Consider the following 23,561-nt stretch of genomic DNA (forward strand, 5'->3'; position numbering starts at 1 on the left):
CCGGCGCAACGCGGTCGGCTTTGGTGCGCCGAACGATTGCCGGGCCGACCCGCATCACCATCACAAAAACATCACCCGCCCCCGCCATCAGCTAAAATTCAAGGTTTTAGCACTTCGGCCGAGCCCTAGAGTCGCGTCGTCACGACGATGGCCGCGCCTGGTAAAAGGCAATCATGCTCACCTTTCAGCAAATCATCCTGACGCTGCAGTCCTACTGGAACGACAAGGGCTGCGCGCTGCTTCAGCCCATCGACATGGAAGTCGGGGCGGGCACCTCTCACGTTCACACGTTCCTGCGCGCGATCGGCCCGGAGCCGTGGCGAGCGGCCTATGTCCAGCCGTCGCGCCGCCCGAAGGACGGGCGCTACGGCGGGAATCCGAACCGCCTCCAGCATTACTATCAGTATCAGGTCGTGCTGAAGCCTGCGCCGGAGAACATTCTCGACCTGTATCTCGGCTCGCTCGAAGCGCTCGGCTTCGACCTGAAACAGAACGACGTACGCTTCGTCGAAGATGACTGGGAGAACCCGACGCTCGGCGCGTGGGGCCTCGGCTGGGAAGTGTGGCTTAACGGCATGGAAGTGACGCAATTCACGTACTTCCAGCAAGTGGGCGGCCTCGATTGCAAGCCGGTGCTCGGCGAAATCACGTACGGCCTCGAGCGCCTCGCGATGTATCTGCAGAAGGTCGAGAACGTCTACGACCTCGTCTGGACCGAGTGGGAAGAAGACGGCCCGAACGGGAAGGTGCTGCGTCAGCTCAGCTACGGCGACGTGTATCACCAGAACGAAGTCGAACAATCCACGTACAACTTCGAGCACGCGAACGTCGACTTGCTGTTCCATCTCTTCAAGAGCTACGAAGAAGAAGCGAAGAAGATGATCGACGCAAAGCTCGCGTTGCCCGCTTACGAACTCGTGCTGAAGGCCGGCCACACTTTCAACCTGCTGGATGCGCGCGGCGCGATCTCGGTGACGGAGCGCGCGGCGTACATCGGCCGCATTCGTGCGCTGTCGCGTCTCGTCGCGCAGGCTTATTACGATTCGCGCGAAGCACTCGGCTTCCCGATGCTCGGCAATCCGGTCAAGCGCGACCCCGATCTCATCACCGACCAGGAAGAAGCGCAGCGGCCCGCATGGGCGCCGCCGCTGAAGGTGGAAAGCTCGCCCACCGGCGCCAACGAACAGGCATGACGAGGCAAGACAGAACAATGACGCAATCCCATCACGCTTCCCTGCTCGTCGAGCTGCTGACCGAAGAACTGCCGCCGAAGGCGCTCGCGCGTCTCGGCACCGCTTTTGCCGAAGGCGTCGTCGAGCGGCTCGCTGCGCGCGACCTGATCGAAGGCGCGCCGTCGTTCGAAAAATACGCGACGCCCCGCCGCCTCGCCGTGCTCATCAAGAACGTGCGCGATGTCGCGCCGGAAAAGCAGGTGCGCGAAAAAGTGCTGCCGGTTTCCGTCGCGCTCGATAAGGAAGGCAAGCCCACGCCGCCGCTCGCGAAAAAGCTCGCGGCGCTCGGCTTCCCCGACTTCCCGCTCGCCGAACTCGAGCGCGCGCAGGACGGCAAGGCCGAATCCTTCTTTCTGCGCTACGCGGCCCCCGGCGCCAAGCTCGCCGATGGCCTGCAAGCCGCGCTCGACGAAACCCTCGGCAAGCTGCCGATTCCGAAGGTGATGACGTATCAGCGTCCCGACGGCACGAATGTGCAGTTCGTGCGTCCGGTGCAACGCCTCGTCGCCCTGCATGGCCGCGACGTCGTGCCGGTGAGCGCGCTCGGCGTCGATGCGGGCGATACGACCATCGGCCATCGGTTCATGTCGCAAGGCTTCGTGCCGATCGCCCATGCCGATGACTACGCCGAAACGCTGCGAACCAAGGCCCACGTCGTCCCGAATTTCGATGACCGCCGCGAGTCCATTCGCACGCAATTGCAGGCGTTCGCGGGCGAAGATCGTGTCGTGATGCCGGAAGCGCTGCTCGAAGAAGTCAACGCGCTGGTCGAATGGCCGGTCGTGTATCAATGCCGCTTCGACGAGGAATTCCTGCAAGTGCCGCAGGAATGCCTGATCCTCACGATGCAGACGAACCAGAAGTATTTCGCGCTCACCGATCATCACGGCAAGCTGCGTTCGCGCTTTTTGATCGTGTCGAACATCGACACGAAAACGCCGGGCGAGATCATCGAGGGCAACGAGCGCGTGGTGCGCCCGCGCCTCGCCGACGCCAAGTTCTTCTTCACGCAGGACAAGAAGAAGCGCCTCGAAGAGCGCGTGCCGCTGCTCGCCAACGTCGTGTATCACAACAAGCTCGGCTCCGCGCTGCAACGCGTCGAACGGCTGGAAGCGCTCGCGGGCGAAATCGCGCCGATGATCGGCGTCGATGCCGCGCTCACCCGCCGCGCCGCGCGTCTCGCGAAAGCAGATTTGCTCACCGACATGGTCGGCGAATTCCCGGAACTGCAAGGCACGATGGGCACGTACTACGCCCGCCACGACGGCGAACCGGAAGAAGTCGCGCTCGCGTGCTCGGAGCACTATCAGCCGCGTTTCTCAGGCGACGACACGCCGTCGACCGGCGTCGGTTGTGCGGTGGCGCTCGCGGACAAGCTGGAAACCATCGTCGGCATCTGGGGCATCGGCCTCGCTCCGACCGGCGAGAAAGACCCGTTCGCGCTGCGCCGTCATGCGCTCGGCGTGCTGCGCATCCTGCTCGTAAAGAAGCTGCCGATCGATCTGCGCGATCTCGTCGCAGCCGCTCAGCGTCAGTTCGCCGGCATGCCGCAGGTCGCGGATTCGACCGAAGCCGTCTACGCGTTCTTCCTCGACCGTCTGCGCGGCCTGCTGCGCGAGCGCGGTTTCGAAGCCAACGACATCGAAGCCGTGCTGAGTCTCAACCCGACGCGCCTCGACGACATCGTCGCGCGCCTCGACGCCGTGCGCGAATTCGCGTCGCTGCCGGAAGCCGCGTCGCTTGCGGCGGCCAACAAGCGCATTTCGAACATTCTGAAGAAGTCGGAGCAAGGCGCGCCGGCATCGGTGAATCCGGACCTGCTCGTGGAAGCGGCTGAGAAGAATCTCTACGCGCAGATCCAGAACGTGACGCCGCGCGTGCAAAGCCAGCTCGCCGCGCGCAACTACACGGAAGCGCTGACGGCGCTCGCCGCATTGCGTGAAAGCGTCGACACGTTTTTCAACGACGTGATGGTGAACGCGGAAGACGCCGCGCTGCGCAACAACCGTCTTGCGCTTCTGCAGGCGCTGCATCAGCAGATGAACTGCGTGGCCGACATCTCCAAGCTCGCGGCCTGAGCCATGAACAGACGACTCGTCATCCTCGATCGCGACGGCGTCATCAACGTCGATTCCGACGCGTTCATCAAGTCGCCGGACGAATGGGTCGCCATTCCCGGCAGTCTCGAAGCCATCGCGCGGCTCAATCAGGCGGGGTATCGCGTGGCGATTGCATCGAACCAGTCGGGCATCGGGCGCGGCTTGTTCGACATGGCCGCGCTCAACGCGATGCATCAGAAGATGAATCGGGCGGCCGCGGCAGTCGGCGGGCGCATCGACGCCATCTTCTACTGTCCGCATACCGCCGAAGATCAATGCGATTGCCGCAAGCCGAAGCCGGGAATGCTGCAGCAGATCATCGACCGCTTCGAGATCGATCCGGAAGATACGCCCGTCGTCGGCGATTCCCTGCGTGACCTGCAGGCGGGCGCCGCGCTCGGCTTTCCGGTACATCTCGTGCTAACCGGCAAAGGCGAGAAAACCCTCGCGGAAGGCAAGCTGCCTGCAGGCACCCTGGTTCACACGGATCTGCGCGCCTTCGCGCTCGACTTCCTCGCGCGGCATCAGGACTGATCGCCGGCCCCGTCACGACTTGCTGAGACTTCATGCGCTTCATCCGTTCGTTGCTGTTGATGCTGTACTTCGTCATGTACACGGTGCCGTATGCAATCGCCTGCTTTATCGCGTTTCCGTTCATGCGCGCCGACAAGCGCTACTGGATGGCGGCCGGCTGGTGCAAGTCGACGATCGTCGTGCTGCGTCATCTCGTCGGCATCCGCTATAGGATCGAAGGCGCTGAGAATCTGCCCGATGGCCCCGCCGTGCTCCTGTCGAAGCATCAATCCGCGTGGGAGACGCTGGCCTTTCCCGCGCTGATGCCGCGTCCGCTCTGCTATGTGTTCAAGCGCGAATTGCTGTATGTGCCGTTCTTCGGCTGGGCGCTCGGGCTGCTGAAAATGGTGCACATCGATCGCGCGCAAGGCCGCGATGCGTTTGCATCCGTCACGCGCCAGGGCCGCGCACGAATGGACGACGGCGCATGGGTCATCATGTTCCCCGAAGGCACGCGCACGCGGGTCGGCTCGCAGGGCAAATACAAGACGGGCGGCGCGCGCTTCGCCGTCGCGACGGGCGCGCCTGTCGTGCCGATCGCGCATAACGCCGGGCACGTGTGGCCGCGCAATTCGTTCATCAAGTATCCGGGTATAGTCACGGTGTCGATCGGCAAGCCCATCGATACCGCCGGTCTCTCGCCCGAAGAAGTGAATGTGCGCGTCGAGAGCTGGATCGAAACGGAGATGCGCCGTATCGATCCGCTCGCCTACGCCACGTCGAACGCGCAGCCGCAACGGGCGGGCGCTGCGGGCACGGGCCGCTGACGCGGTTCGCCTCCAGAGCTTCGAGCCGGTCGAGCCGCGTGCCCTATTCGTTCTTCTCGTCATTCCTGCGCCGGGAGCGCAAAGCCGAGCCGATGCAGAAGCCTCCCTCGCGACAGCGCCCCGCCGTCGCGCTCGATACCCTGCAACTCGATCTTCCGTTCGAGCATGCGCCCGCGACCGCGCCCGCTCCCGCGCCGCCTTCTCCACGCGGCAACGTCCCGTCTGGCGAACTGTCGAAGCCCGAACCGCTTCCGGAAGGCGTGCGTCAGCGCCGCGTGCTGTTCGGTGCTCAGGCGCTCGACTATCGGCTTAAGCGCTCGGCACGGCGCACCATCGGCTTCTGCATCGATGCAACCGGTCTCACGATCACCGCGCCGCGCTGGGTGACGATCGCGGATATCGAAACTGCAATCGGCGACAAGCAAGGCTGGATTTTTCGGAAGCTGGCCGAGTGGCAAACACGCGTGGAGCAGCGCGCGCTGCCGCGCATCGAATGGCAGGACGGCGCGGAGTTCCCGTTTCTCGGCAAGACGATCCGCGTGTCGCTGAATCCGTCCGCGAGCACGCCTTCCTTTGATGCCGACACCAACGTGCTCGCACTAGCCCTGCCCGCTTTCGCCGATGCGCAGCAGATCAAGGATCGCGTGCAAGGCTGGCTGCAGAGCGAAGCGAAGCGCATCTTCGGCGAGCGGCTCGCGGTATATGCCGAGAAGCTGGGCGCGGAGTATCGGGCTTACGCGCTGTCATCGGCGGCGACGCGCTGGGGCAGTTGTTCGAGCGACGGCAAGATTCGCCTCAACTGGCGGCTGATTCACTTTCCGCTGTGGATCATCGATTACGTCGTCGCGCACGAACTCGCGCATCTGCGTGAGATGAACCACAGCCCGCGTTTCTGGAAAACGGTGGAGTCCATCTTTCCGGAGTTTCGCGAGGCGCGCCATACGCTCAAGCATCATCCGCCGGATCTGCTGCCTGCGTTGTAAGCCGATGAGCGCGGTCAGCGCGGCTTTCCATCGAACGGTACAATTTTGCACGAACCCGCAATGCCGGCGAGTGCGACGAGTTCAGGAATCGCGCCGCCGCGAACACAACAGGAACCTCATCATGCGACTTCTCCACACGATGCTGCGCGTCGGCGACCTGCAGCGCTCCATCGATTTCTACACCCGGATTCTCGGCATGAAGGTGCTGCGCCAGAGCGAGAACACCGAGTACAAGTACACGCTCGCATTCGTCGGTTATGGCGATGAAAGCGAACACAGCGTGCTCGAGCTCACCTATAACTGGGGCGTCGAAAAGTACGAGATGGGCACCGCTTACGGCCACATCGCGCTGGAAGTGGATAACGCCGCCGAAGCATGCGATCGCATTCGCAATGCGGGTGGCCGCGTCACGCGCGAAGCCGGCCCGGTGAAGGGCGGCACGACGGTGATCGCCTTCGTGGAAGATCCGGACGGCTACAAGGTCGAACTGATCGAAAAGCATTCGTGATCTGATCGATTGCTCACCGGCAAATGCTTGCGCGCTGGCGATGAGATCGCCGCGCGCATTTTTTTGCTCGCTGAATCACGCGCGCCACATCACCCTTCGATACGCGCTCGCGTCACTCCAAGCAGATCGGACATTGCGCGGCGCGCAGCCTCCGCGTCGCGCGCGACGATCGCCGTGAAGACCGCTGTATGCTCGGCCAGCGAGGCGTTGAACACTTCGGCGCGCTTGGCGTTCAGGCGCAACTGTCCTTCGAGCGTCCGTTCGATGAGCACGCCCAGCGGAACGAGCAACTCGTTGCTGCAAGCGGCCAGCACGCACAAGTGGAACTCGAGATCGGCGCGCACCCACTCGTCGACGTTCTGCGCCGCCACCATCGCGCGATGCGCTTTCTCCAGCTTGCCGAGCGCGTGTGCGTCGTGGTTGCGCGTCGCGAGCGCGGCGGCATACGGCTCGATCATCTCGCGCATTTCCTGGAGCTTGAGCGCGAAGTGCATCGGCGGAGCGACGCGCGAATACCAGTGGAGCATGTCGGCGTCGAGCAGGTTCCAGGCTTCTCTCGGCCTCACGCGCGTCCCGATTTTCGGGCGCGACTGAATCATCCCCTTCGAGGTCAGCGTGCGCAGCGCCTCGCGCAATACCGTTCGGCTTACGCCGAACCGTTCCATCAGTTCAACTTCCCGCGGGAGAGACGAACCGGGCACGAAATCGCCGCGTAGTATGGCCGTGCCCAGTTCGTACGCCACGCGGCCATGAAGATCGCGGTGAATGATGAACTCCTTCGTCGTGCTATCGATACCCGCGCGATTATCCGCCATTTCGTCGGCTGAAAGAAGGCTGCTTCCGCCGGAAACAATACTATTAATCAGTTCACCGCGCCCAGTTTGAGCTACCATAAGAGCCTCGCCAGGAGACGCTCGCATGAAAATCACAAAACTTGAAACTTTCGTTGTTCCGCCGCGTTGGTGCTTCCTCAAAATCGAGACCGATGAAGGCATCACCGGCTGGGGAGAACCCGTCGTCGAGGGACGCGCGCATACGGTGGCCGCCGCCGTCGACGAACTCTCGGACTATCTGATCGGCAAGGATCCGCGCCATATCGAAGACTTATGGCAGGTGATGTATCGCTCGGGCTTTTATCGCGGCGGCCCTATCGGCATGAGCGCGATTGCGGGCGTCGATCAGGCGCTGTGGGACATTCTCGGCAAGCATCACGGCGTGCCGATTCACGCGCTGCTCGGCGGCCAGGTCCGCGACAAGATGAAGGTGTATTCGTGGATCGGCGGCGACCGTCCGAGCGACGTCGCGAACAATGCGCGTGCGGTTGTCGAACGCGGCTTCAAGGCCGTGAAGATGAACGGCTCCGAAGAACTGCAGATGATCGACACGTTCGACAAGGTTCAGGGCGTGATCGACAACGTGCGCGCGGTGCGCGAGGCGGTCGGGCCGAACGTGGGCATCGGCGTGGACTTCCACGGGCGCGTGCACAAGCCGATGGCGAAGGTGCTTGCAAGAGAACTCGATCCGTACAAGCTGATGTTCATCGAGGAACCGGTGCTGTCGGAGAACGTCGAGGCGTTGCGCGATATCGTCAATCAGACGAGCACGCCGATTGCGCTCGGCGAGCGGCTCTATTCCCGCTGGGACTTCAAGCACATTCTGGCGGGCGGTTATGTCGATATCATTCAGCCGGACGCGTCGCATGCGGGCGGGCTGACCGAATGCCGCAAGATCGCGTCGATGGCCGAAGCCTACGATGTCGCGCTCGCGCTGCACTGCCCGCTCGGACCGATCGCGCTCGCGACCTGCCTGCAGATCGACGCCGTCAGCTACAACGCGTTCATCCAGGAACAAAGCCTGGGCATCCACTACAACACGGGCAACGACCTGCTGGATTACATCAGGAATCCGGAAGTCTTCGAGTACGACGACGGCATGGTATCGATTCCGCAAGGGCCCGGGCTTGGGATCGAAGTGAATGAGGAGAAGGTGCGGGAGATGGCGAAGATCGGGCATCGCTGGCGCAATCCGGTGTGGCGTCACGCGGATGGCAGCGTCGCTGAGTGGTAACGCGCCCGGACTAGTGCGTGAGGCGTGCTTTCACCGCGCCGCGCAGCGCGTTGGTGATGAGCATGGCTTCGGCGCGGTCGAGATCCGCTGGCATCAGCCGGCGTTCTTCCGCGCCGAGTTCTTCGATGACCGCCGCGCGCATCACGCCCGGCAGCACGCCGGCGTCGATGGGCGGCGTGCACCACGTCCCCTCCAGCTTCACGAAGATGCTCGAACGGCCGCCTTCGGAGAGTTCACCGCGCTCGTTCGTGAACAGCATGTCGAACGCGCCTTCGGTTTCGGCCGCCTTCCACGCGCGGTCGTAATCGGCGCGGTGCGTCGTCTTATGGCGAAGCAGCGTGTCGCGCGATGATTGCGCCGCAAAGCCGCGCTCCGACGCGAGCAGCACATTCACGGTTTCCGATGACAACGGCGCAAGCGGTGCGCTCGTCATCGCGATGCGCCCGCGCTTGTCGAGCGCGATGCGCAATCGATACGGCTTGCCTTCATCGAAGCCCGCGCAGTGTCGCGCGACTTCGGCATCAAGCTCACGTTCGTGGAAAGCAAAACCGAAATACGCCGCGCTTGCCTTCAGCCGCGCCACATGACGTGCATAGTGGCGCACGCCTGCGCTGCGCGTCGCGTATGTCGTCTCGAAGAGTTCGAAGCCGGGGTCGGCACCGGTTAGAAAACGCGCCTTCAACAGACACTCCTCATACTCGTTCGCGGACACGCTGTCCAGCACGATGCCCGCGCCAATTCCGAGCACGCCGCGTTCGCCCGTGGCGTCGATCACCAGCGTGCGAATCGCGACCGACAGACAGAAGTCGCCGCCTGCATCGAGCCAGCCGATTGCGCCGGTATAGAGACCGCGCGGCGTGCTTTCGATTTCATCGATGAGTTGCATCGTGCGGTACTTCGGCGCGCCAGTGATGGAGCCGCATGGAAACAGCGCGCGGATGATCGCCGCGAACGGCGTGCCGGGCACGACGCGCGCTTCGACCGTCGACGTCATCTGCCACACGGACGCATACGGCTCCACTGAAAACAGCGCGGGCACATGCACCGACCCCGTGACCGCGACGCGCGAGATGTCGTTGCGCAGTAAATCGACGATCATTACGTTTTCCGCGCGGTTCTTCGGATCGTCGTGAAGCGCGGCGGGATCGGTGTCGCGGGGCGCGGTGCCTTTCATCGGGCGGGCGCGCAGTACATCGCCCTGCCTTTCGATGAACAACTCCGGCGAACACGACACGACCGCGCGTCCGTCGGGCATCGCGATCAACGCGCCATAGCGCACCGGCTGACGCTCGCGCAGCCGTCGATACAAAGCTAGCGGCGTGCCGAACACATCGAACGCGAGCCGGTACGTGAAGTTGATCTGATACGACTCGCCGTCCACCAGCGCCTGCTGAATGGCGGCGATGGCGGCGTCGAACTCATCGCGCGTGACGCTCGGCTCGATGCCGGCCACGCCTGCCATCGACGGCGCCTCCGCATGACCGTCTTGCGCGGTCAGCCACGCGCTGGCTTCGTCACGCGACAACGCCGTGCACGCGCGGAACATCAGCACGCGCAGCGCATGATCGCCGCCGCGCCCGATCGCGCCGAACTGCAGATTGCGCCCGAATTCATAGTCGGCGACCACGACCGCATGCAAGCCGCCTTGCAGATCGCGCTCGATGTCGGCGCAGACCGCATCGAGCGAGCGTCCGTCTTCACAGACATGCTCGTGCGAGAAGTCCGTGTACAAACGACTCGACCGCCTTTCGGCGGTCGCGTCGCAATCGTCGAGCAGCGCGAATGCAGCGCTGCGTGCTTCGATCTTCATGGCCATGCTCGCATGATGCAGGCGCGCGTCAGTGCGACAGCGCGTCAGTCGAAGAAGCTCTTCACGCGATCGAACCAGCTTTTGCTTTGCGGGCTATGCCGCGCGCCGCCTTCCGTCAGCGACTTCTCGAACTGCTTGAGCAAGTCGCGCTGCTGCTCGGTGAGCTTGACCGGCGTTTCCACCTGCACGTGCACGTAGAGATCGCCCGCGATGCTCGACCGCAATCCCTTGATGCCCTTGCCGCGCAGACGGAACGTCTTGCCCGACTGCGTGCCTTCGGGCACCGTGAAGCTCGCGCGGCCCGCGAGCGTCGGCACTTCGATCTCGCCGCCGAGCGCCGCCGTCGTGAACGGAATCGGCATCTGGCAGTGCAGGTCGTCGCCGTCGCGCTCGAATACCGCGTGCTGCTTGATGTGGATCTCCACATACAAGTCGCCGCTCGGACCGCCGTTGATGCCCGGCTCGCCGTTGCCCGCCGAGCGGATGCGCATGCCGTCGTCGATGCCCGCCGGAATCTTCACTTCCAGCGTCTTCGTTTCCTTCACCTTGCCCGCGCCGTGGCAGTTCGTGCAGGGATCGGGAACGTAGGTGCCGCTGCCGTGACACTTCGGACACGTCTGCTGGATGCTGAAAAAGCCCTGCGACATCCGCACCTGGCCCTGGCCGTGACAGGTCGGGCAGGTTTCCGGCTTCGTGCCCGGCTTCGCGCCCGAACCGTGACAGACGTTGCAGTTGCTCCAGCTCGGCACGCGAATCTGCGTGTCGTAACCGTGCGCCGCCTGCTCCAGCGTGATCTCCATGCTGTAGCGCAGGTCCGCGCCGCGATACACCTGCGGGCCGCCGCGTCCGCCGCGCGCACCGGCGCCCGCGCCCGCCGCCTGTCCGAAGATGTCGCCGAAGATATCGCCGAAGGCATCGGCAAAACCGCCGAAGCCCTGCGCACCCGCGCCCGCCATGTTCGGATCGACGCCCGCGTGACCGTACTGGTCGTAAGCGGCGCGCTTCTGCTGGTCGGAGAGCATCTCGTAGGCTTCTTTCGCCTCCTTGAAGTTCTCTTCCGCTTTCTTGTTGTCCGGATTGCGGTCAGGGTGATACTTCATCGCGAGCTTGCGATACGCCTTCTTGATCTCGTCGTCGCTCGCGTTCTTCGCGACGCCCAGAACGTCGTAGTAATCCCGTTTCGCCATGTCGGTTCCATGCCGTCGCGCTTGGCCGCGACGGTTCCTCTCAGATGCCTCGGGTCAAACGACCCGCGCGTAACCTCTGACGCCCCGCTCTTGTATGCCACTCCTGAGCAGGACGCCCCAAAAAAGCAACGTGCCCGGGGAGCCGAAAAGCTCGCCAGGCGCGTTCCACGTCAGACGCTCGACGCGTCCCGGTCCTGTTCGCGCCGATGCATCGCGCGAAAGACCGCGGGCGCGTGAACGTTGCCATCCACGCGCCCTGCGGCTTAGTCCTTCTTCACTTCCTTGAAGTCGGCGTCGACGACGTCGTCATGCTGCTGGCTCGCACCAGCCGATGCAGACGAAGCCGCTTCCGCGCCGGCAGCACCCGCTGCCGCACCGGCCGCGCCCTGCTGCGCCTGCATGTCGGCGTACATTTTTTCGCCGAGCTTCTGCGAAGCCTGAGCCAGCGCCTCGACCTTCGCTTCGATCGTGGCCTTGTCGCTCGAGCTGTTCTTCAGCGCGTCTTCGAGGTCCTTCAGCGCCGCTTCGATCTTTTCCTTCTCCGAAGCGTCGACCTTGTCGCCATACTCGGCAACCGCCTTCTTCGTGCTGTGGACCAGCGCGTCGCCCTGGTTGCGGGCATCGGCCAGTTCGCGCAGCTTGTGATCTTCCTCGGCGTTGGCTTCGGCGTCCTTCACCATCTTGTCGATTTCGGCGTCCGTCAGACCCGAGTTCGCCTTGATGGTGATCTTGTTCTCCTTGCCCGTCGCCTTGTCCTTCGCGCCGACGTGCAAAATGCCGTTCGCGTCGATGTCGAAGGTCACTTCGATCTGCGGCACGCCGCGCGGTGCGGGCGGAATGCCTTCGAGGTTGAATTCGCCGAGCAGCTTGTTGCCCGCGGCCATTTCACGCTCGCCCTGGAACACCTTGATCGTCACGGCGCCCTGGTTGTCGTCCGCCGTCGAATACACTTGCGCGTGCTTCGTCGGGATGGTCGTGTTCTTGTTGATCATCTTCGTCATCACGCCGCCGAGCGTTTCGATGCCGAGCGACAGAGGCGTCACGTCGAGCAGCAGAACGTCCTTGCGGTCGCCCGACAGAACCTGACCTTGAATCGCGGCGCCCACGGCCACGGCTTCGTCCGGGTTCACGTCACGGCGCGGTTCCTTGCCGAAGAATTCCTTCACCTTCTCCTGCACCTTCGGCATACGCGTCATGCCGCCGACGAGGATCACGTCGTCGATGTCGCCGACCTTCACGCCCGCGTCCTTGATCGCGATGCGGCACGGTTCGATCGTGCGCTCGATCAGTTCTTCGACGAGCGCTTCCAGCTTGGCGCGCGTGAACTTGAGGTTCAAGTGCTTCGGACCCGACGCGTCGGCCGTGATGTACGGCAGGTTGATGTCGGTCTGAGCCGTCGACGACAGTTCGATCTTCGCCTTCTCGGCTGCTTCCTTCAGGCGTTGCAGCGCGAGCACGTCCTTCGACAGGTCGACGCCCTGCTCCTTCTTGAACTCGCCGATGATGTAATCGATGATGCGCTGGTCGAAGTCTTCACCGCCGAGGAACGTGTCGCCGTTGGTCGACAGCACTTCGAACTGCATTTCGCCGTCCACATCCGCGATTTCGATGATCGAGATGTCGAACGTGCCGCCGCCGAGGTCGAACACGGCGATCTTGCGGTCGCCCTTTTCGGCCTTGTCGAGACCGAACGCGAGCGCGGCTGCCGTCGGCTCGTTGATGATGCGCTTGACTTCCAGACCGGCGATGCGGCCCGCGTCCTTGGTTGCCTGACGCTGGCTGTCGTTGAAGTACGCCGGAACCGTGATGACGGCTTCCGTCACCGGCTCGCCGAGGTAGTCTTCAGCGGTCTTCTTCATCTTGCGCAGCACTTCAGCCGACACTTGCGACGGCGCGAGACTCTTGCCGTGCGCTTCGACCCATGCGTCGCCGTTGTCGTGCTTGACGATCTTGTAGGGCATCAGGTTGATGTCCTTCTGCACTTCCTTTTCGTCGAAGCGGCGGCCGATCAGGCGCTTCACCGCGTACAGCGTGTTCCGCGGGTTCGTGACCGACTGACGCTTCGCAGGCGCGCCGACGAGAATCTCGTTGTCATCCATGTAAGCGATGATCGACGGCGTGGTGCGCGCGCCTTCCGAGTTCTCGATGACCTTGACCTGATTGCCTTCCATCAGCGCCACGCACGAATTCGTGGTGCCGAGGTCGATGCCGATGATTTTGCCCATTTTTTATACTCTCCTAGCTTTGATCGCTTTGGCGCTGCGGCCGGAACACGCCGGCTTTTGCGGCCGATTCAACGGGCCGAACGCCCAAAATTCATACCTGTACGCAAGATAGGAGCGCCGATTTCGTTTTCAAGACCCTGAATGCGATGCGGTCTATAACTTTTTCGATTTCCTGCCGCTTCTTGCGCCTAATTTCCCGCTGCGGCGATTTTTTCGCGCGCCGCCTTCACTGCCGCCTCGAACTGCGCGATGCCGTGCCAGCCGGTTGCCCGCCCGAGCCGCTTGCCCCGATGAAAAAAGAACTACGTCGGCACGCCATGCAGCAGGAAACGGCGGCCAAGCTCGCGATGCTCGTAGACATTGCTGTGGAACCACTTGAGTCCGAGTGCGCGGATGGCGTCGGGCTGCGCGAGCATCGCTTTCTTGGCGATTTCGCAGTTGAAGCAGTCGAGGCCCCAGAAGAACACCACGGCCAGTTCGTCTCCCGCTGACGCCAGACCGGCGTCGAAGCCGGCAGCGTCGAGTTCCTGCATACCGAATTCGGAGAACGCGGTGGCATCGACGCGAATGTTGGCCATGAGCGAGTCTCGCGGCTGTTCTTTACTTCGGTGCGGCGACCGTCACGAGCGCTGGACGCAGCACGCGGTCCGCGATGATGTAGCCCTTCTGCAGTACGGCCACGACGGTGTTCGGCTCCTGGTCCGCCGGCACCATGGAAATGGCCTGATGGCGATGCGGATCGAACTTCTCGCCGACCGGGTTCAACGCGATGACGCGCCCTTTCTCCAGTGCGCTGGAAAGCTGGCGCAGCGTCAGGTCGACGCCCTCGCGCACTTTCGCGACGTCCGTCGACTGGTCGGCCAGCGCCGCTTCGAGGCTGTCGAGCACCGGCAGCAGATTTTCCGCGAAGTTTTCAATCGCGAACTTGTGAGCCTTGGCCACGTCTTCCTGAGCGCGGCGGCGCACGTTCTCCGTTTCCGCCTTGGCGCGGAGGAATTCTTCCTGCAACGCGGCCACCTTGGCCTGCGCTTCGGCGAGCGCCGCTTCGCTCCCGTTCGGAGCGGCTTGCGTTGCTGCGTCGGCGGCTGCCTGCGTTTCCGGCGCGGCTTGGGGGGTCGCCTGAGTCGGATCGGCGGCCTGGCGCGCGGTTTCGTCGGCGGGCGTCGGGTTGTGGCTCGCTGAATTCTCTTGCGTGTTTTCCATGTCGCTGAATGTTATTTCTGTGAGTGAGTCGGATGAGAAGCGCGGCCACTACTGCATCGAGCCGCGCTTCGTAGCACTAGCGGCGGAATTTGGGGCGCCAGAAGCATTTTCAAGGCTTCTTACGACGAATTTGTACGCTGGACACCACAGCGCGCCGAGCCGGAAACAGCCGGTAACGCACGCCGGCGAGAAACAGATTGAGCGTAGCGATGCCGTCGCCTACACTTCGAAAAGGCATCGCAGGAAGCACGTTTACCCTCATCCTGCGAATGCTTCAAACCGCTTACGCCTCGCCCGTTTCCTGACCTCGTCCGGTCGAAAGACCGCTCAGCCCGCATAGCCGGGGGTACCATGAAACTGACCTTTGCTGTCGCGGTGGTCGCCCTGGTACTGACTGCGGGCACGACCACCATCTGCTTGTCCGGTGCACTGACCGCCCGTAACACCGAGTACGGCGGCGTTCATGCGACCCTGGAAGAGTTCTTTACTCCGACCCAGAAAACTTATCGATGATGCGGCGATCCCGCTTCGTCGGCCTGCCCGGCATGCCGGCCGCCGGTTCGCGATACGTCTTGCGGCGTTCGGCTTCCGCGAGCCGCTTCGTGCGGCCTTCTTCGGTCTCGGCGTAAAGCGTCTGCGCGACCGGCGCGGGGCCGCGCACGTCGCAAAGGCCGAGCACTTCGACCTGCCAGACAATCCGCTCGATATCGATTTCGACGATATCGCCCACGCGCACGTCCTTCGACGGCTTCACGTTCGCGCCGTCGATCCTGACGCGGCCCTTTTCCACCGCATCGCTCGCGAGGGAGCGCGTCTTGAAGAAGCGCGCCGCCCACAGCCACTTGTCGATGCGCAAACGCGCGCCGGGTTCCGTCGAAATCTTGTAGTTCATGGCGATTCTCTTGCGATGACCGGCTTCAGGCGGCGACCGTCACCGGTTGCGCGCCCTGCACGGGCCATCCCTGCAGATGTTGTGCCGCAATCTCGCCGAGCGCCTTGATCCATGCCGGCGATGCGTTCAGGCACGGAATCCGGTGGAACTGCTTGCCGCCCGCCTTCAGAAATTCGTCGCGCACCTCGATGCCGATTTCCTCGATCGTCTCAAGGCAATCCGCCGTGAAGCCGGGGCAAAACACGTCCACGCGCCCGACGCCGGCCGCGCCCAGTTCCGCCAGCGTCGGCGCAGTGTAGGGCTGCAGCCATTCCGCGCGGCCGAAGCGCGACTGGAACGTCACGCGGCATTCGACCGGCGTAAGCCCGAGCGCGGCAGCGAGCAGCGAACCGGTCAACTGGCACTGGTCGTGATAAGGGTCGCCGAGGTCCATCGTGCGCTTGGGCACGCCGTGGAAACTGAGTACGAGCTTGTCGCCGGCGGAGAAGTCCGGCTGGCCGTGAACGCGCCAGTATTCGCGCACCTGTTCGGCGAGCGCCGAGATATACGCCGGATGATCCGCGTAATGACGAATCGTCCGGATTTCCGGCTGGTTGCGCACGCGCTTGAGCGCCGTGAAGGCGTCGTCGAACGCGGTGGCGGTCGTCGACGACGAGTATTGCGGATACATCGGCACGAGAAGAATGCGGTCCGCGCCTTCGAGCTTCATCTGATTGAGCATTGCGCCGATGCCTGGCGTGCCGTAGCGCATCGCGTAATCGACGATCACGTGATAGTCGTTCGCCGCGAAAAGCCGCCGCAGCTGTTCGACCTGCTTCTCCGTGTACACGCGCAACGGCGAGCCCTCCGGCAGCCACACCTGTGCGTATTTCTTCGCCGACGCACGGCTGCGAAACGGCAGGATGGCGCCGCGCAGAATGATCTGCCAGATGAACGACGGAATTTCGACGACGCGCGGGTCCGACAGAAACTGCGCCAGGTATTTGCGCACCGCTCGCGGCGTGGGCGCGTCCGGCGTGCCGAGATTGATCAGCAGCACAGCGACGCGATGTGAAGCGCTGGGCTGCGAAGGCAACTCGAGGTCGAAACGCATAGGGCAAGGCGGCCGGAAGGCATCGAAAGGTGAAGGTCATTATAGCGGCGCGTTCCGGCGCGCATCATTGGCCGAATGGCCTAGTGGCGGCGCGCCTCTACGACGCGGCATGATGCACGGAAGTGCCGCGCTGCTGCTCGTGATTGCGGGTTGATGCTGACTACTGCTGACTGAGCGACATCGACAGCAGCCGCGCGGTGATGTCGACGATGGGAATCACGCGGTTGTAGGCCATGCGCGTCGGGCCGATCACGCCGAGTGTGCCGACGATCTTGCCGTTCACTTCGTACGGCGCGGTTACGACGCTCATTTCCTCGATCGGCACGAGATTCGACTCGCCGCCGATGAAAATCTGCACGCCTTGCGCGTGGCTCGACACATCCAGCAATTGCAGGAGGCTCGTCTTTTGATCGAACAAGTCGAAGAGTTTGCGCAGGCGCGCCATGTCGGAAGACAGATCCGCCACTTCCAGCAGGTTGCGCTCGCCGGAAATCAGCACCGTTTCGCCGGGGTCGGCTTCCGCCGTGCTCGCGACGACCGCCGCCTGCATCAGCGTGGTCATGTCGCCGCGCAACTGGTCGATTTCCTCGCGCAGCCGGCGGCGCACTTCGTCGAAGGACAGGCCCGCAAAATGCGCGTTGATGTAATTGGAGGCTTCGGTGAGTTGCGAGGGCGAGTAGTCGCGCTGCGTCGCCATCATGCGGTTCTGCACGTCGCCCTCGGGCGTCACGATGATCAGCAGAATGCGCTTGTCCGACAGCCGCATGAATTCGATCTGCTTGAACATGTGACTGCGGCGCGGCGTGAGCACCACGCCGGCGAACGACGACAGGCTCGAGAGCACGCTCGCCGCCGCGGCGACGATTTTCTGCGGCTCCTGGCCTTGCAGCCGCGTCTTGACCGCGGTGGTCATCGCTTCGTCCTGCGGCGCCTCGACGGTCAGCATGGTATCGACGAACAGCCGGTAGCCGCGCGGTGTCGGAATGCGGCCCGCCGACGTATGCGGACTCGCGACGAGGCCCAGGTCTTCCAGGTCCGACATGACGTTGCGGATGGTCGCGGGGCTGAGTTCGAGACCGGAATGCCGTGACAACGTGCGCGAACCGACCGGCTGACCTTCGGCGATGTAGCGCTCGATCAGCGTCTTGAGGAGGGTTTGTGCACGTGGGTCTAGCATGGGCAAATTTTAGCGCAACGTGTCGGGGCGCGACGACCGCCGCCGCCGCTTCGATGTCACGAGCGCAAGCACGCGTGACCCGTTCAATGTCTGTTCCATTCTATCCAGAAACGAACCGTGCGCCGACGTCGCGGCATGTCGTCCGTCGCTGCGGGCCGCCCCGGTTCTTTTCGCCTTCCACCTATGGTGTAATGCCGGCATGGAAATTGGCCAATTCAAGACCGTCGCCCTCGTCGGGCGAACCAATACACCCGGTATCGAGGCGCCGCTGAGATCCCTTGCGGAGCACATTGCGAACCAGGGGTTCGAGGTCGTGTTCGAAGAAGGCACGGCGAAGGACGTGGGCGTGACGGAGTACCCGGCGTTGTCCATCGCGGAGATCGGCGCGCGCGCGGACGTCGCGGTCGTGCTCGGCGGCGACGGCACCATGCTGGGCGTCGGCCGGCAGCTTGCGCCGTACAAGACGCCGCTCATCGGCGTGAATCACGGGCGGCTCGGGTTCATCACGGATATTCCGCTCACCGAGATGCGCGAACGGGTGCCGCAGATGCTCGCCGGCCAGTTCGAACGCGAGGAGCGCACGCTGCTCGAAGCGCGCATCGTGCGTAACGACAAGCCGATCTACCACGCGCTCGCCTTCAATGATGTCGTCGTGAATCGCAGCGGCTTTTCCGGCATGGCCGAGCTGCGCGTCTCCGTCGACGGCCACTTCATGTACAACCAGCGCTCGGACGGGTTGATCGTCGCGACGCCGACCGGCTCCACGGCGTATGCGCTGTCGTCCGCCGGGCCGATACTGCATCCGCAACTGCAAGGCTTCGTGCTGGTGCCGATTGCGCCGCATTCGCTGTCGAACCGGCCGATCGTGCTGCCCGACGATTCGAAGGTCACGATTCAGATCATCGGCGGCCGGGACGTCAACGTGAATTTCGACATGCAGTCGTTCACCGCCGTCGAACTGAACGACGCCATCGAAGTGCGGCGCTCGCGCCATACGGTGCCGGTGCTGCATCCGGTCGGCTACAGCACGTACGCCACGCTGCGCAGGAAACTGCACTGGAACGAGCATCCCTCGCAGGACTCGTCCGTCTGACGCAATCTCGCTGAACCCTCATCCCGAAGCGTCCATGCTCCGTCATCTCTCTATTCGAGACTTCGTTATCGTTGCCGCGCTCGACATCGAATTCGATTCGGGCTTCACGGTTTTTTCGGGTGAAACCGGCGCGGGCAAGTCGATCCTGATCGACGCCCTCGCCCTCACGCTCGGCGCACGCGCCGACGCGAGCGTCGTGCGAACCGGCGAGGCGCGCGCGGACATCACCGCAGAGTTCGGCACGCACGCGCAAGCCGCGCGCTGGCTGGACGAGCACGCGCTCTCGCAGGATGGCGACACGGTGATGCTGCGTCGCGTCATCGATTCCAGCGGACGCTCGCGGGCGTTTATCAACGGGACGCCGGCGACGCTTGCGCAACTGCGCGAAGTCGGAGAAATGCTCGTCGATATTCACGGCCAGCACGCTCATCAGCTATTGATGCGGCCGGATGCCCAGCGAGAGCTTTTCGACACGCACGCTGGCATCACCGATACCGCGAATGCGGTGAGCCGTGCCTGGCGGACGTATCGCGAGGCGCAGCAGGCCGTCGACGCCGCCCAGAGCCGCGATCGCGAGCTGCAACTGGAGCGCGAGCGTCTCGCGTGGCAGTTGAGCGAATTCGACAAGCTCGCGCCGCAGCCCGGCGAGTGGGAGGAAGTGAGCGCGGAGCATCATCGGCTGTCGCATTCGGCGAGTCTGATCGACGGCGTGCAGAGCGCCCTCGGCGCGCTTTCGGAATCCGACGAGGCGATGATCTCGCAGCTTGGCGCGATCACGTCGAAATTGCGCAGCCTCGCGGATATCGATCCGGCGTTGACCGACGTGCTGGCATCGCTCGAACCCGCCGAGATTCAATTGCAGGAAGCGGCTTATTCGCTGTCGCACTATGCGCAGCGTCTGGAGCTCGATCCGGACCGGCTCGCGCAAGTCGAAAGGCGCATGGAACAATTGCATTCGACGGCGCGCAAGTTCCGCCTGCAACCCGAAACGCTGCCGGAAGAACACGAAACGCGCCGCCGCCAGTTGGCCGAACTGGACGCCGCAGCCGATCTCGACGCGCTCAACGCCGCAGCGGACAAGGCGAAGGAAGCCTATCTCGCCGAAGCGAAAGTGCTGTCGAAGGCGCGCGCGAAGGCGGCCAAGGCGCTGTCGAAAGCGGTCACGGAAGGCATGCAGGAATTGTCGATGGCGGGCGGCAGCTTCGACGTCGCGCTCGTGCCGCTCGCGGAAGGCGGCGCGAACGGGCTGGAGCAGATCGAGTTCCGCGTTGCCGGTCACGCGGGCGTCGCGCTGCGGCCGCTGGCGAAGGTCGCGTCGGGCGGCGAGCTTGCGCGGATCAGCCTGGCGCTCGCGGTGATTGCGAGCACCGCCAGCCCGACGCCGACGCTGATCTTCGACGAAGTGGATACGGGCATCGGCGGCGGCGTGGCGGAAGTGGTCGGACGGCTGCTGCATCAGCTCGGGCGCGATCGCCAGGTGTTGTGCGTCACGCACTTGCCGCAAGTGGCGGCGCGCGGCGATCAGCATTTTCAGGTGGCGAAGTCGTCCGACGATGCGGGCGGCACCGTCAGCACGGTCACGCCGCTCGACAAGGCGAGGCGCATTGAGGAAGTCGCGCGGATGCTCGGCGGCATCGAAATTACCGCGACGACGCGCAAGCATGCGAAGGAGATGTTGGCGGCGTGAGGCGTGAGGCGGGGACGGCACGAAAATTTCGCTACCGTCCAGCTCCCCTTACTCAGTCCCTTCCGCGAACACTCTCGTCCACAACCTCGTCACTGCCTCGCGCTCCTCGCGCACGCTTTCCGGATCGACCCGAGCCTTTTCCATCCCGTCGAGCCGCAGCGTGTGCTGCAGCTTCCGGTAACGCCGATACGCCGCGCCGATCGTTTCCGCCTCGTCGCCGGCGATAAGTCCGCTGCGCGCCGCAATCTTCAGCAGCGTGATATTCCCCGCATTGCGCACAAACTCGCGATGGGTCCGCGCATGCAGCAGCACCCAGTACTGCACGATGAACTCGATATCGACCATGCCGCCACGATCGTGCTTCAGGTCGAACAGTTCCGTGCGATTCGGATGCCCCGCCAGCACGCGCTCGCGCATCGCGACGATCTCGCGTGCGAGCGCCGCAGCATCGCGCTCGGTGTCGAGCACGTCGGCGCGAATCGATTCGAACTGCGCGCCGATGTCCGCATCGCCCGCGCTGAAACGCGCCCGCGACAGCGCCTGATGCTCCCACACCCACGCGGTATTGGCCGCATCGCCTTCGCGAATCTGATAGCGGCGGAACGCGTCGAGGCTCGTCACGAGGAAGCCCGATTCGCCATTCGGCCGCAGCCGCAAGTCCACGTCGAAGAGCGTGCCGGCGCCGGTCGACGCCGTCAGCCACGTGATGAGGCGGCGCGCGAACATCGCGTAGATGTCGGCGGCGGCATCGTCGGGGTCGTCGTAGAGAAAGATGATGTCCAGGTCCGACGCGTAGCCCAGTTCCTTGCCGCCCAGCTTCCCATACGCGATGACGGAAAAGCGCGGCGTCTCGCGATGCCGCTTCGGGAACTGCTTCCACACCGTCTGCACGGTGACGTCGAGCACGGCGTCGGCGAGTTCCGACAGCCGGTCGCTCACGTGCTCGACACTCAGCCGCCCGGCCAGATCGATCAGCAGAATGCGGAACACTTCAGCCTGATGCGCGTGCCGCAGCAAGTCCATCTGATGCTCGGCATCCTCGGCGGCGGTCAGACGCGCCAGCAGCGAGCGTTTGAATTCGGGCCAGTCGAACGGACTCGCGATGGCTTCGTCGTCGAGCAATTCATCGAGCAATTGCGGATGGCGGATCAGATAACCCGCCGCCCAGCGCGAGCCCGACAGCACGGACAGCACGCGATCCAGCGCCGCCGGATATTCCGTCAGCAGCGCGAGATACGCGCCGCGCTTGGCCGTGGCTTCGAGCAGATCGAACAGACGCGCGATGGTGTCGCCGCGACGCGCGGGGTCGATCGACTGCACCGCTTCGAGCGCGCGCTGCGCGACGATATCGAAGCGCTCGCGGCTTCTCTCGGGCAAGCCGGCGTAGCGCGATGAATTCCACACGCCGGTCAGCCGCGCGAGCACCGGCGACGGGTCCGCGAAGCCCAGTTCCTTCAGGCGCGCGGCGAGCTCTTCCTGCGCGGAATCGTCGGCGAGGGCGCTGCTCCAGATCCACGATGCCGCCGAATCGTCGGCCACGCCGCAGCCGTTTTCGCCGCTGACTTTGTCGGCGAAGATCGCATCGAACTGCTGTTCGACGAACTCGCGATGCGCATCCAGCTTCGTCATCAGCGCCGCGTAATCCGTGAAGCCGAGCGACGACGCGAGCAGCGCGCGCTCGTCGTCGGCGACGGGCATCGCATGCGTCTGCGCGTCGTTGCGATACTGCAGCCGATGCTCGACCGTGCGCAAAAACAGATACGCGCCGGTGAGCCCATCGCGCACGGCGGTCGAAATGAGTCCATGCGCCTCCGCGCGCTCGAGCACCGCGAGCGTCGGCCGGATACGAAAATCCGCAGCCTGTCCGCCGCGAATCAACTGGAACACCTGCGCGCTGAACTCGATTTCGCGAATGCCGCCGCGCCCGAGCTTGATGTCGTCGGCCTTGTCGGGGCGCATCGACGCGCGCCGCCGCGCTTCCTGGCGAATCTGCTGATGCAGCGAGCGAATCGCCGCGATCACGCCGTAATCGAGATAGCGGCGATAGATGAACGGCGTCGCGATGGACTCGAGCTGCTTCGCGAGCCGCTGCGCGGAATCGCTCTCGCGCTCGGAAACGAGCCGCGCCTTGATCCACGCATAACGCTCCCATTCGCGGCCCTGCACGTAGAAATACTCTTCGAGCATGCCGAGGCTGCAGACGAGCGGTCCGGAATCGCCATTCGGACGCAGCCGCATGTCCACGCGGAACACGTAGCCATCCTCGGTGAGTTCCGCGAGCGCGCCGATCAGCCGCCGTCCGAGCCGCGTGAAAAACTCCTGCGTCGTCAGCGGGGAGCGCTTGCCGCCCGCCGTTTCGCCGTCCTCTTCGTAGACAAAGATGAGGTCGATATCCGACGACGCATTCAGTTCGCGCCCGCCGAGCTTCCCCATGCCGACGACGCCGAGCGTCAGCCGTTCGCCGTCCGGTCCGCGCGGTTCGCCAAACAGCGCTTCCAGATCCGCCGACAACACCGCGAGCGCGCGTTGAATTGTGACCTCGGCGAGGTCCGTCATTGCGCCGGTGACTTCGGCAACATCGGCCGCGCCCGACAGGTCGCGTTCCATCACGGTGCAGAAAACATCGGTGCGCAGCCGGCGCAACGCGGTCTTCAGCGCGGCTTCGTCGAGCGCGCCGCTTTCGCCGCAACGCGTGCAAAGTTCCTCGAAACGGGCTTCGATCCATTCGCGCGTGACGGGCGTCTGCGCCCACTGCGCCACGAGCGGCGCAAGTTCGGGACGCGCCGCATAAACACGCGCCGCATAGTTGGAGTAGCCGGAACTGCGCAGAGTCACATCGGTCATGAATGGTTAGGCTCGCTCGTTGCTTTGGGTCGTTTGCTGCTTGCCGATGCTGTCGCCCGGCTGCACCGCCGGGCCTCGCCCGCTTCGCCGCGAGGCTTGCGGGGCGCGGCTTTCCGGGCTT

At 64.0% G+C, this 23,561-nt stretch carries 19 protein-coding genes and 1 pseudogene; 10 read left to right on the forward strand and 10 right to left on the reverse strand.

Features of this window, described 5'->3' with window-relative positions:
• The first annotated feature begins 173 nt into the window (after positions 1–173).
• The 6 genes from glyQ to gloA all read left to right on the forward strand — a co-directional run bounded on the left by glyQ (position 174) and on the right by gloA (position 6,162).
• The gene (gene glyQ, locus BG57_RS06485; protein ID WP_075583093.1) at positions 174–1,193 is read left to right on the forward strand and encodes a glycine--tRNA ligase subunit alpha; all 1,020 of its coding nucleotides are present in this window, start codon (positions 174–176) and stop codon (positions 1,191–1,193) included.
• Between the two features lie 17 nt (positions 1,194–1,210).
• On the forward strand, positions 1,211–3,310 hold the full coding sequence (gene glyS / locus BG57_RS06490) for a glycine--tRNA ligase subunit beta (protein WP_035961501.1): 2,100 nt from the start codon (positions 1,211–1,213) through the stop codon (positions 3,308–3,310).
• A 3-nt stretch (positions 3,311–3,313) separates the two neighbouring features.
• Entirely contained in the window at positions 3,314–3,865 is a 552-nt protein-coding gene (gene gmhB / locus BG57_RS06495; protein ID WP_035961503.1) for a D-glycero-beta-D-manno-heptose 1,7-bisphosphate 7-phosphatase, read from the forward strand.
• Positions 3,866–3,897: 32 nt separating this feature from the next.
• The gene (locus BG57_RS06500) at positions 3,898–4,671 is read left to right on the forward strand and encodes a lysophospholipid acyltransferase family protein (RefSeq protein WP_035961505.1); all 774 of its coding nucleotides are present in this window, start codon (positions 3,898–3,900) and stop codon (positions 4,669–4,671) included.
• A gap of 92 nt (positions 4,672–4,763) precedes the next feature.
• On the forward strand, positions 4,764–5,654 hold the full coding sequence (locus tag BG57_RS06505; RefSeq protein WP_035961909.1) for a M48 family metallopeptidase: 891 nt from the start codon (positions 4,764–4,766) through the stop codon (positions 5,652–5,654).
• 121 nt (positions 5,655–5,775) lie between these two features.
• Positions 5,776–6,162, forward strand: coding sequence for a lactoylglutathione lyase (gene gloA / locus BG57_RS06510; RefSeq protein WP_035961508.1), 387 nt, complete (start codon positions 5,776–5,778; stop codon positions 6,160–6,162).
• Positions 6,163–6,251: 89 nt separating this feature from the next.
• On the opposite strand, the gene BG57_RS06515 is transcribed toward gloA, so the two are convergent.
• Entirely contained in the window at positions 6,252–6,977 is a 726-nt protein-coding gene (locus tag BG57_RS06515; protein ID WP_035961509.1) for a FadR/GntR family transcriptional regulator, read from the reverse strand.
• A 103-nt stretch (positions 6,978–7,080) separates the two neighbouring features.
• Here BG57_RS06515 and dgoD point away from each other — a divergent pair, with 103 nt between their 5' ends.
• On the forward strand, positions 7,081–8,229 hold the full coding sequence (gene dgoD, locus BG57_RS06520; protein ID WP_035961512.1) for a galactonate dehydratase: 1,149 nt from the start codon (positions 7,081–7,083) through the stop codon (positions 8,227–8,229).
• A 10-nt stretch (positions 8,230–8,239) separates the two neighbouring features.
• Here the strand turns inward: dgoD and pabB are convergent, their stop codons facing one another.
• From pabB to grpE, 5 genes and pseudogenes are all read right to left on the reverse strand, one after another.
• Entirely contained in the window at positions 8,240–10,039 is a 1,800-nt protein-coding gene (gene pabB, locus BG57_RS06525) for an aminodeoxychorismate synthase component I (protein WP_035961910.1), read from the reverse strand.
• A gap of 44 nt (positions 10,040–10,083) precedes the next feature.
• Positions 10,084–11,226, reverse strand: a complete 1,143-nt coding sequence (gene dnaJ, locus BG57_RS06530) for a molecular chaperone DnaJ (protein WP_035961517.1) — start codon at positions 11,224–11,226, stop codon at positions 10,084–10,086.
• 263 nt (positions 11,227–11,489) lie between these two features.
• The gene (gene dnaK, locus BG57_RS06535) at positions 11,490–13,451 is read right to left on the reverse strand and encodes a molecular chaperone DnaK (RefSeq protein WP_035961522.1); all 1,962 of its coding nucleotides are present in this window, start codon (positions 13,449–13,451) and stop codon (positions 11,490–11,492) included.
• A gap of 188 nt (positions 13,452–13,639) precedes the next feature.
• Positions 13,640–14,029 (reverse strand): annotated as a pseudogene (locus BG57_RS06540) (thioredoxin family protein).
• 22 nt (positions 14,030–14,051) lie between these two features.
• Positions 14,052–14,654 carry a nucleotide exchange factor GrpE gene (gene grpE, locus BG57_RS06545; RefSeq protein ID WP_035961524.1) on the reverse strand — a complete coding sequence of 201 codons (603 nt, stop codon included), beginning with the start codon at positions 14,652–14,654 and terminating at the stop codon, positions 14,052–14,054.
• A 351-nt stretch (positions 14,655–15,005) separates the two neighbouring features.
• Between grpE and BG57_RS33310 the strand changes: the two genes are divergently transcribed.
• Positions 15,006–15,167, forward strand: a complete 162-nt coding sequence (locus BG57_RS33310) for a hypothetical protein (RefSeq protein ID WP_167569248.1) — start codon at positions 15,006–15,008, stop codon at positions 15,165–15,167.
• On the opposite strand, the gene BG57_RS06550 is transcribed toward BG57_RS33310, so the two are convergent.
• The 3 genes from BG57_RS06550 to hrcA all read right to left on the reverse strand — a co-directional run bounded on the left by BG57_RS06550 (position 15,139) and on the right by hrcA (position 17,816).
• Positions 15,139–15,546, reverse strand: coding sequence for an RNA-binding S4 domain-containing protein (locus BG57_RS06550; protein ID WP_035961528.1), 408 nt, complete (start codon positions 15,544–15,546; stop codon positions 15,139–15,141). The genes BG57_RS33310 and BG57_RS06550 overlap by 29 nt on opposite strands.
• A gap of 25 nt (positions 15,547–15,571) precedes the next feature.
• On the reverse strand, positions 15,572–16,639 hold the full coding sequence (gene hemH / locus BG57_RS06555; RefSeq protein ID WP_035961533.1) for a ferrochelatase: 1,068 nt from the start codon (positions 16,637–16,639) through the stop codon (positions 15,572–15,574).
• Between the two features lie 160 nt (positions 16,640–16,799).
• Positions 16,800–17,816: a heat-inducible transcriptional repressor HrcA gene (hrcA, locus tag BG57_RS06560; RefSeq protein WP_035961537.1), complete on the reverse strand. Its 1,017-nt coding sequence runs from the start codon at positions 17,814–17,816 to the stop codon at positions 16,800–16,802.
• A gap of 199 nt (positions 17,817–18,015) precedes the next feature.
• On the opposite strand from hrcA, the gene BG57_RS06565 reads away from it, so the two are divergent.
• Both BG57_RS06565 and recN read left to right on the forward strand, forming a co-directional pair.
• Positions 18,016–18,909, forward strand: coding sequence for an NAD kinase (locus BG57_RS06565; protein WP_035961539.1), 894 nt, complete (start codon positions 18,016–18,018; stop codon positions 18,907–18,909).
• Positions 18,910–18,943: 34 nt separating this feature from the next.
• Entirely contained in the window at positions 18,944–20,596 is a 1,653-nt protein-coding gene (recN, locus tag BG57_RS06570; protein ID WP_035961541.1) for a DNA repair protein RecN, read from the forward strand.
• Positions 20,597–20,644: 48 nt separating this feature from the next.
• Here the strand turns inward: recN and glnE are convergent, their stop codons facing one another.
• A complete protein-coding gene (glnE, locus tag BG57_RS06575) occupies positions 20,645–23,440 on the reverse strand; it encodes a bifunctional [glutamate--ammonia ligase]-adenylyl-L-tyrosine phosphorylase/[glutamate--ammonia-ligase] adenylyltransferase (RefSeq protein WP_035961546.1) in 2,796 nt (931 codons plus the stop codon).
• Positions 23,441–23,561: the final 121 nt, after the last annotated feature.

It is taken from the genome of Caballeronia grimmiae (assembly GCF_000698555.1).
GTDB lineage: Bacteria > Pseudomonadota > Gammaproteobacteria > Burkholderiales > Burkholderiaceae > Caballeronia > Caballeronia grimmiae.

Excerpts from the sequence above, each read along its gene's own strand:
- glyQ (WP_075583093.1), top strand. The coding sequence starts at position 174 with ATGCTCACCTTTCAGCAAATCATCCTGACGCTGCAGTCCTACTGGAAC.
- glyS (WP_035961501.1), top strand. The coding sequence starts at position 1,211 with ATGACGCAATCCCATCACGCTTCCCTGCTCGTCGAGCTGCTGACCGAA.
- gmhB (WP_035961503.1), top strand. The coding sequence starts at position 3,314 with ATGAACAGACGACTCGTCATCCTCGATCGCGACGGCGTCATCAACGTC.
- BG57_RS06500 (WP_035961505.1), top strand. The coding sequence starts at position 3,898 with ATGCGCTTCATCCGTTCGTTGCTGTTGATGCTGTACTTCGTCATGTAC.
- BG57_RS06505 (WP_035961909.1), top strand. The coding sequence starts at position 4,764 with ATGCAGAAGCCTCCCTCGCGACAGCGCCCCGCCGTCGCGCTCGATACC.
- gloA (WP_035961508.1), top strand. The coding sequence starts at position 5,776 with ATGCGACTTCTCCACACGATGCTGCGCGTCGGCGACCTGCAGCGCTCC.
- BG57_RS06515 (WP_035961509.1), bottom strand. The coding sequence starts at position 6,977 with ATGGCGGATAATCGCGCGGGTATCGATAGCACGACGAAGGAGTTCATC.
- dgoD (WP_035961512.1), top strand. The coding sequence starts at position 7,081 with ATGAAAATCACAAAACTTGAAACTTTCGTTGTTCCGCCGCGTTGGTGC.
- pabB (WP_035961910.1), bottom strand. The coding sequence starts at position 10,039 with ATGAAGATCGAAGCACGCAGCGCTGCATTCGCGCTGCTCGACGATTGC.
- dnaJ (WP_035961517.1), bottom strand. The coding sequence starts at position 11,226 with ATGGCGAAACGGGATTACTACGACGTTCTGGGCGTCGCGAAGAACGCG.
- dnaK (WP_035961522.1), bottom strand. The coding sequence starts at position 13,451 with ATGGGCAAAATCATCGGCATCGACCTCGGCACCACGAATTCGTGCGTG.
- grpE (WP_035961524.1), bottom strand. The coding sequence starts at position 14,654 with ATGGAAAACACGCAAGAGAATTCAGCGAGCCACAACCCGACGCCCGCC.
- BG57_RS33310 (WP_167569248.1), top strand. The coding sequence starts at position 15,006 with ATGAAACTGACCTTTGCTGTCGCGGTGGTCGCCCTGGTACTGACTGCG.
- BG57_RS06550 (WP_035961528.1), bottom strand. The coding sequence starts at position 15,546 with ATGAACTACAAGATTTCGACGGAACCCGGCGCGCGTTTGCGCATCGAC.
- hemH (WP_035961533.1), bottom strand. The coding sequence starts at position 16,639 with ATGCGTTTCGACCTCGAGTTGCCTTCGCAGCCCAGCGCTTCACATCGC.
- hrcA (WP_035961537.1), bottom strand. The coding sequence starts at position 17,816 with ATGCTAGACCCACGTGCACAAACCCTCCTCAAGACGCTGATCGAGCGC.
- BG57_RS06565 (WP_035961539.1), top strand. The coding sequence starts at position 18,016 with ATGGAAATTGGCCAATTCAAGACCGTCGCCCTCGTCGGGCGAACCAAT.
- recN (WP_035961541.1), top strand. The coding sequence starts at position 18,944 with ATGCTCCGTCATCTCTCTATTCGAGACTTCGTTATCGTTGCCGCGCTC.
- glnE (WP_035961546.1), bottom strand. The coding sequence starts at position 23,440 with ATGACCGATGTGACTCTGCGCAGTTCCGGCTACTCCAACTATGCGGCG.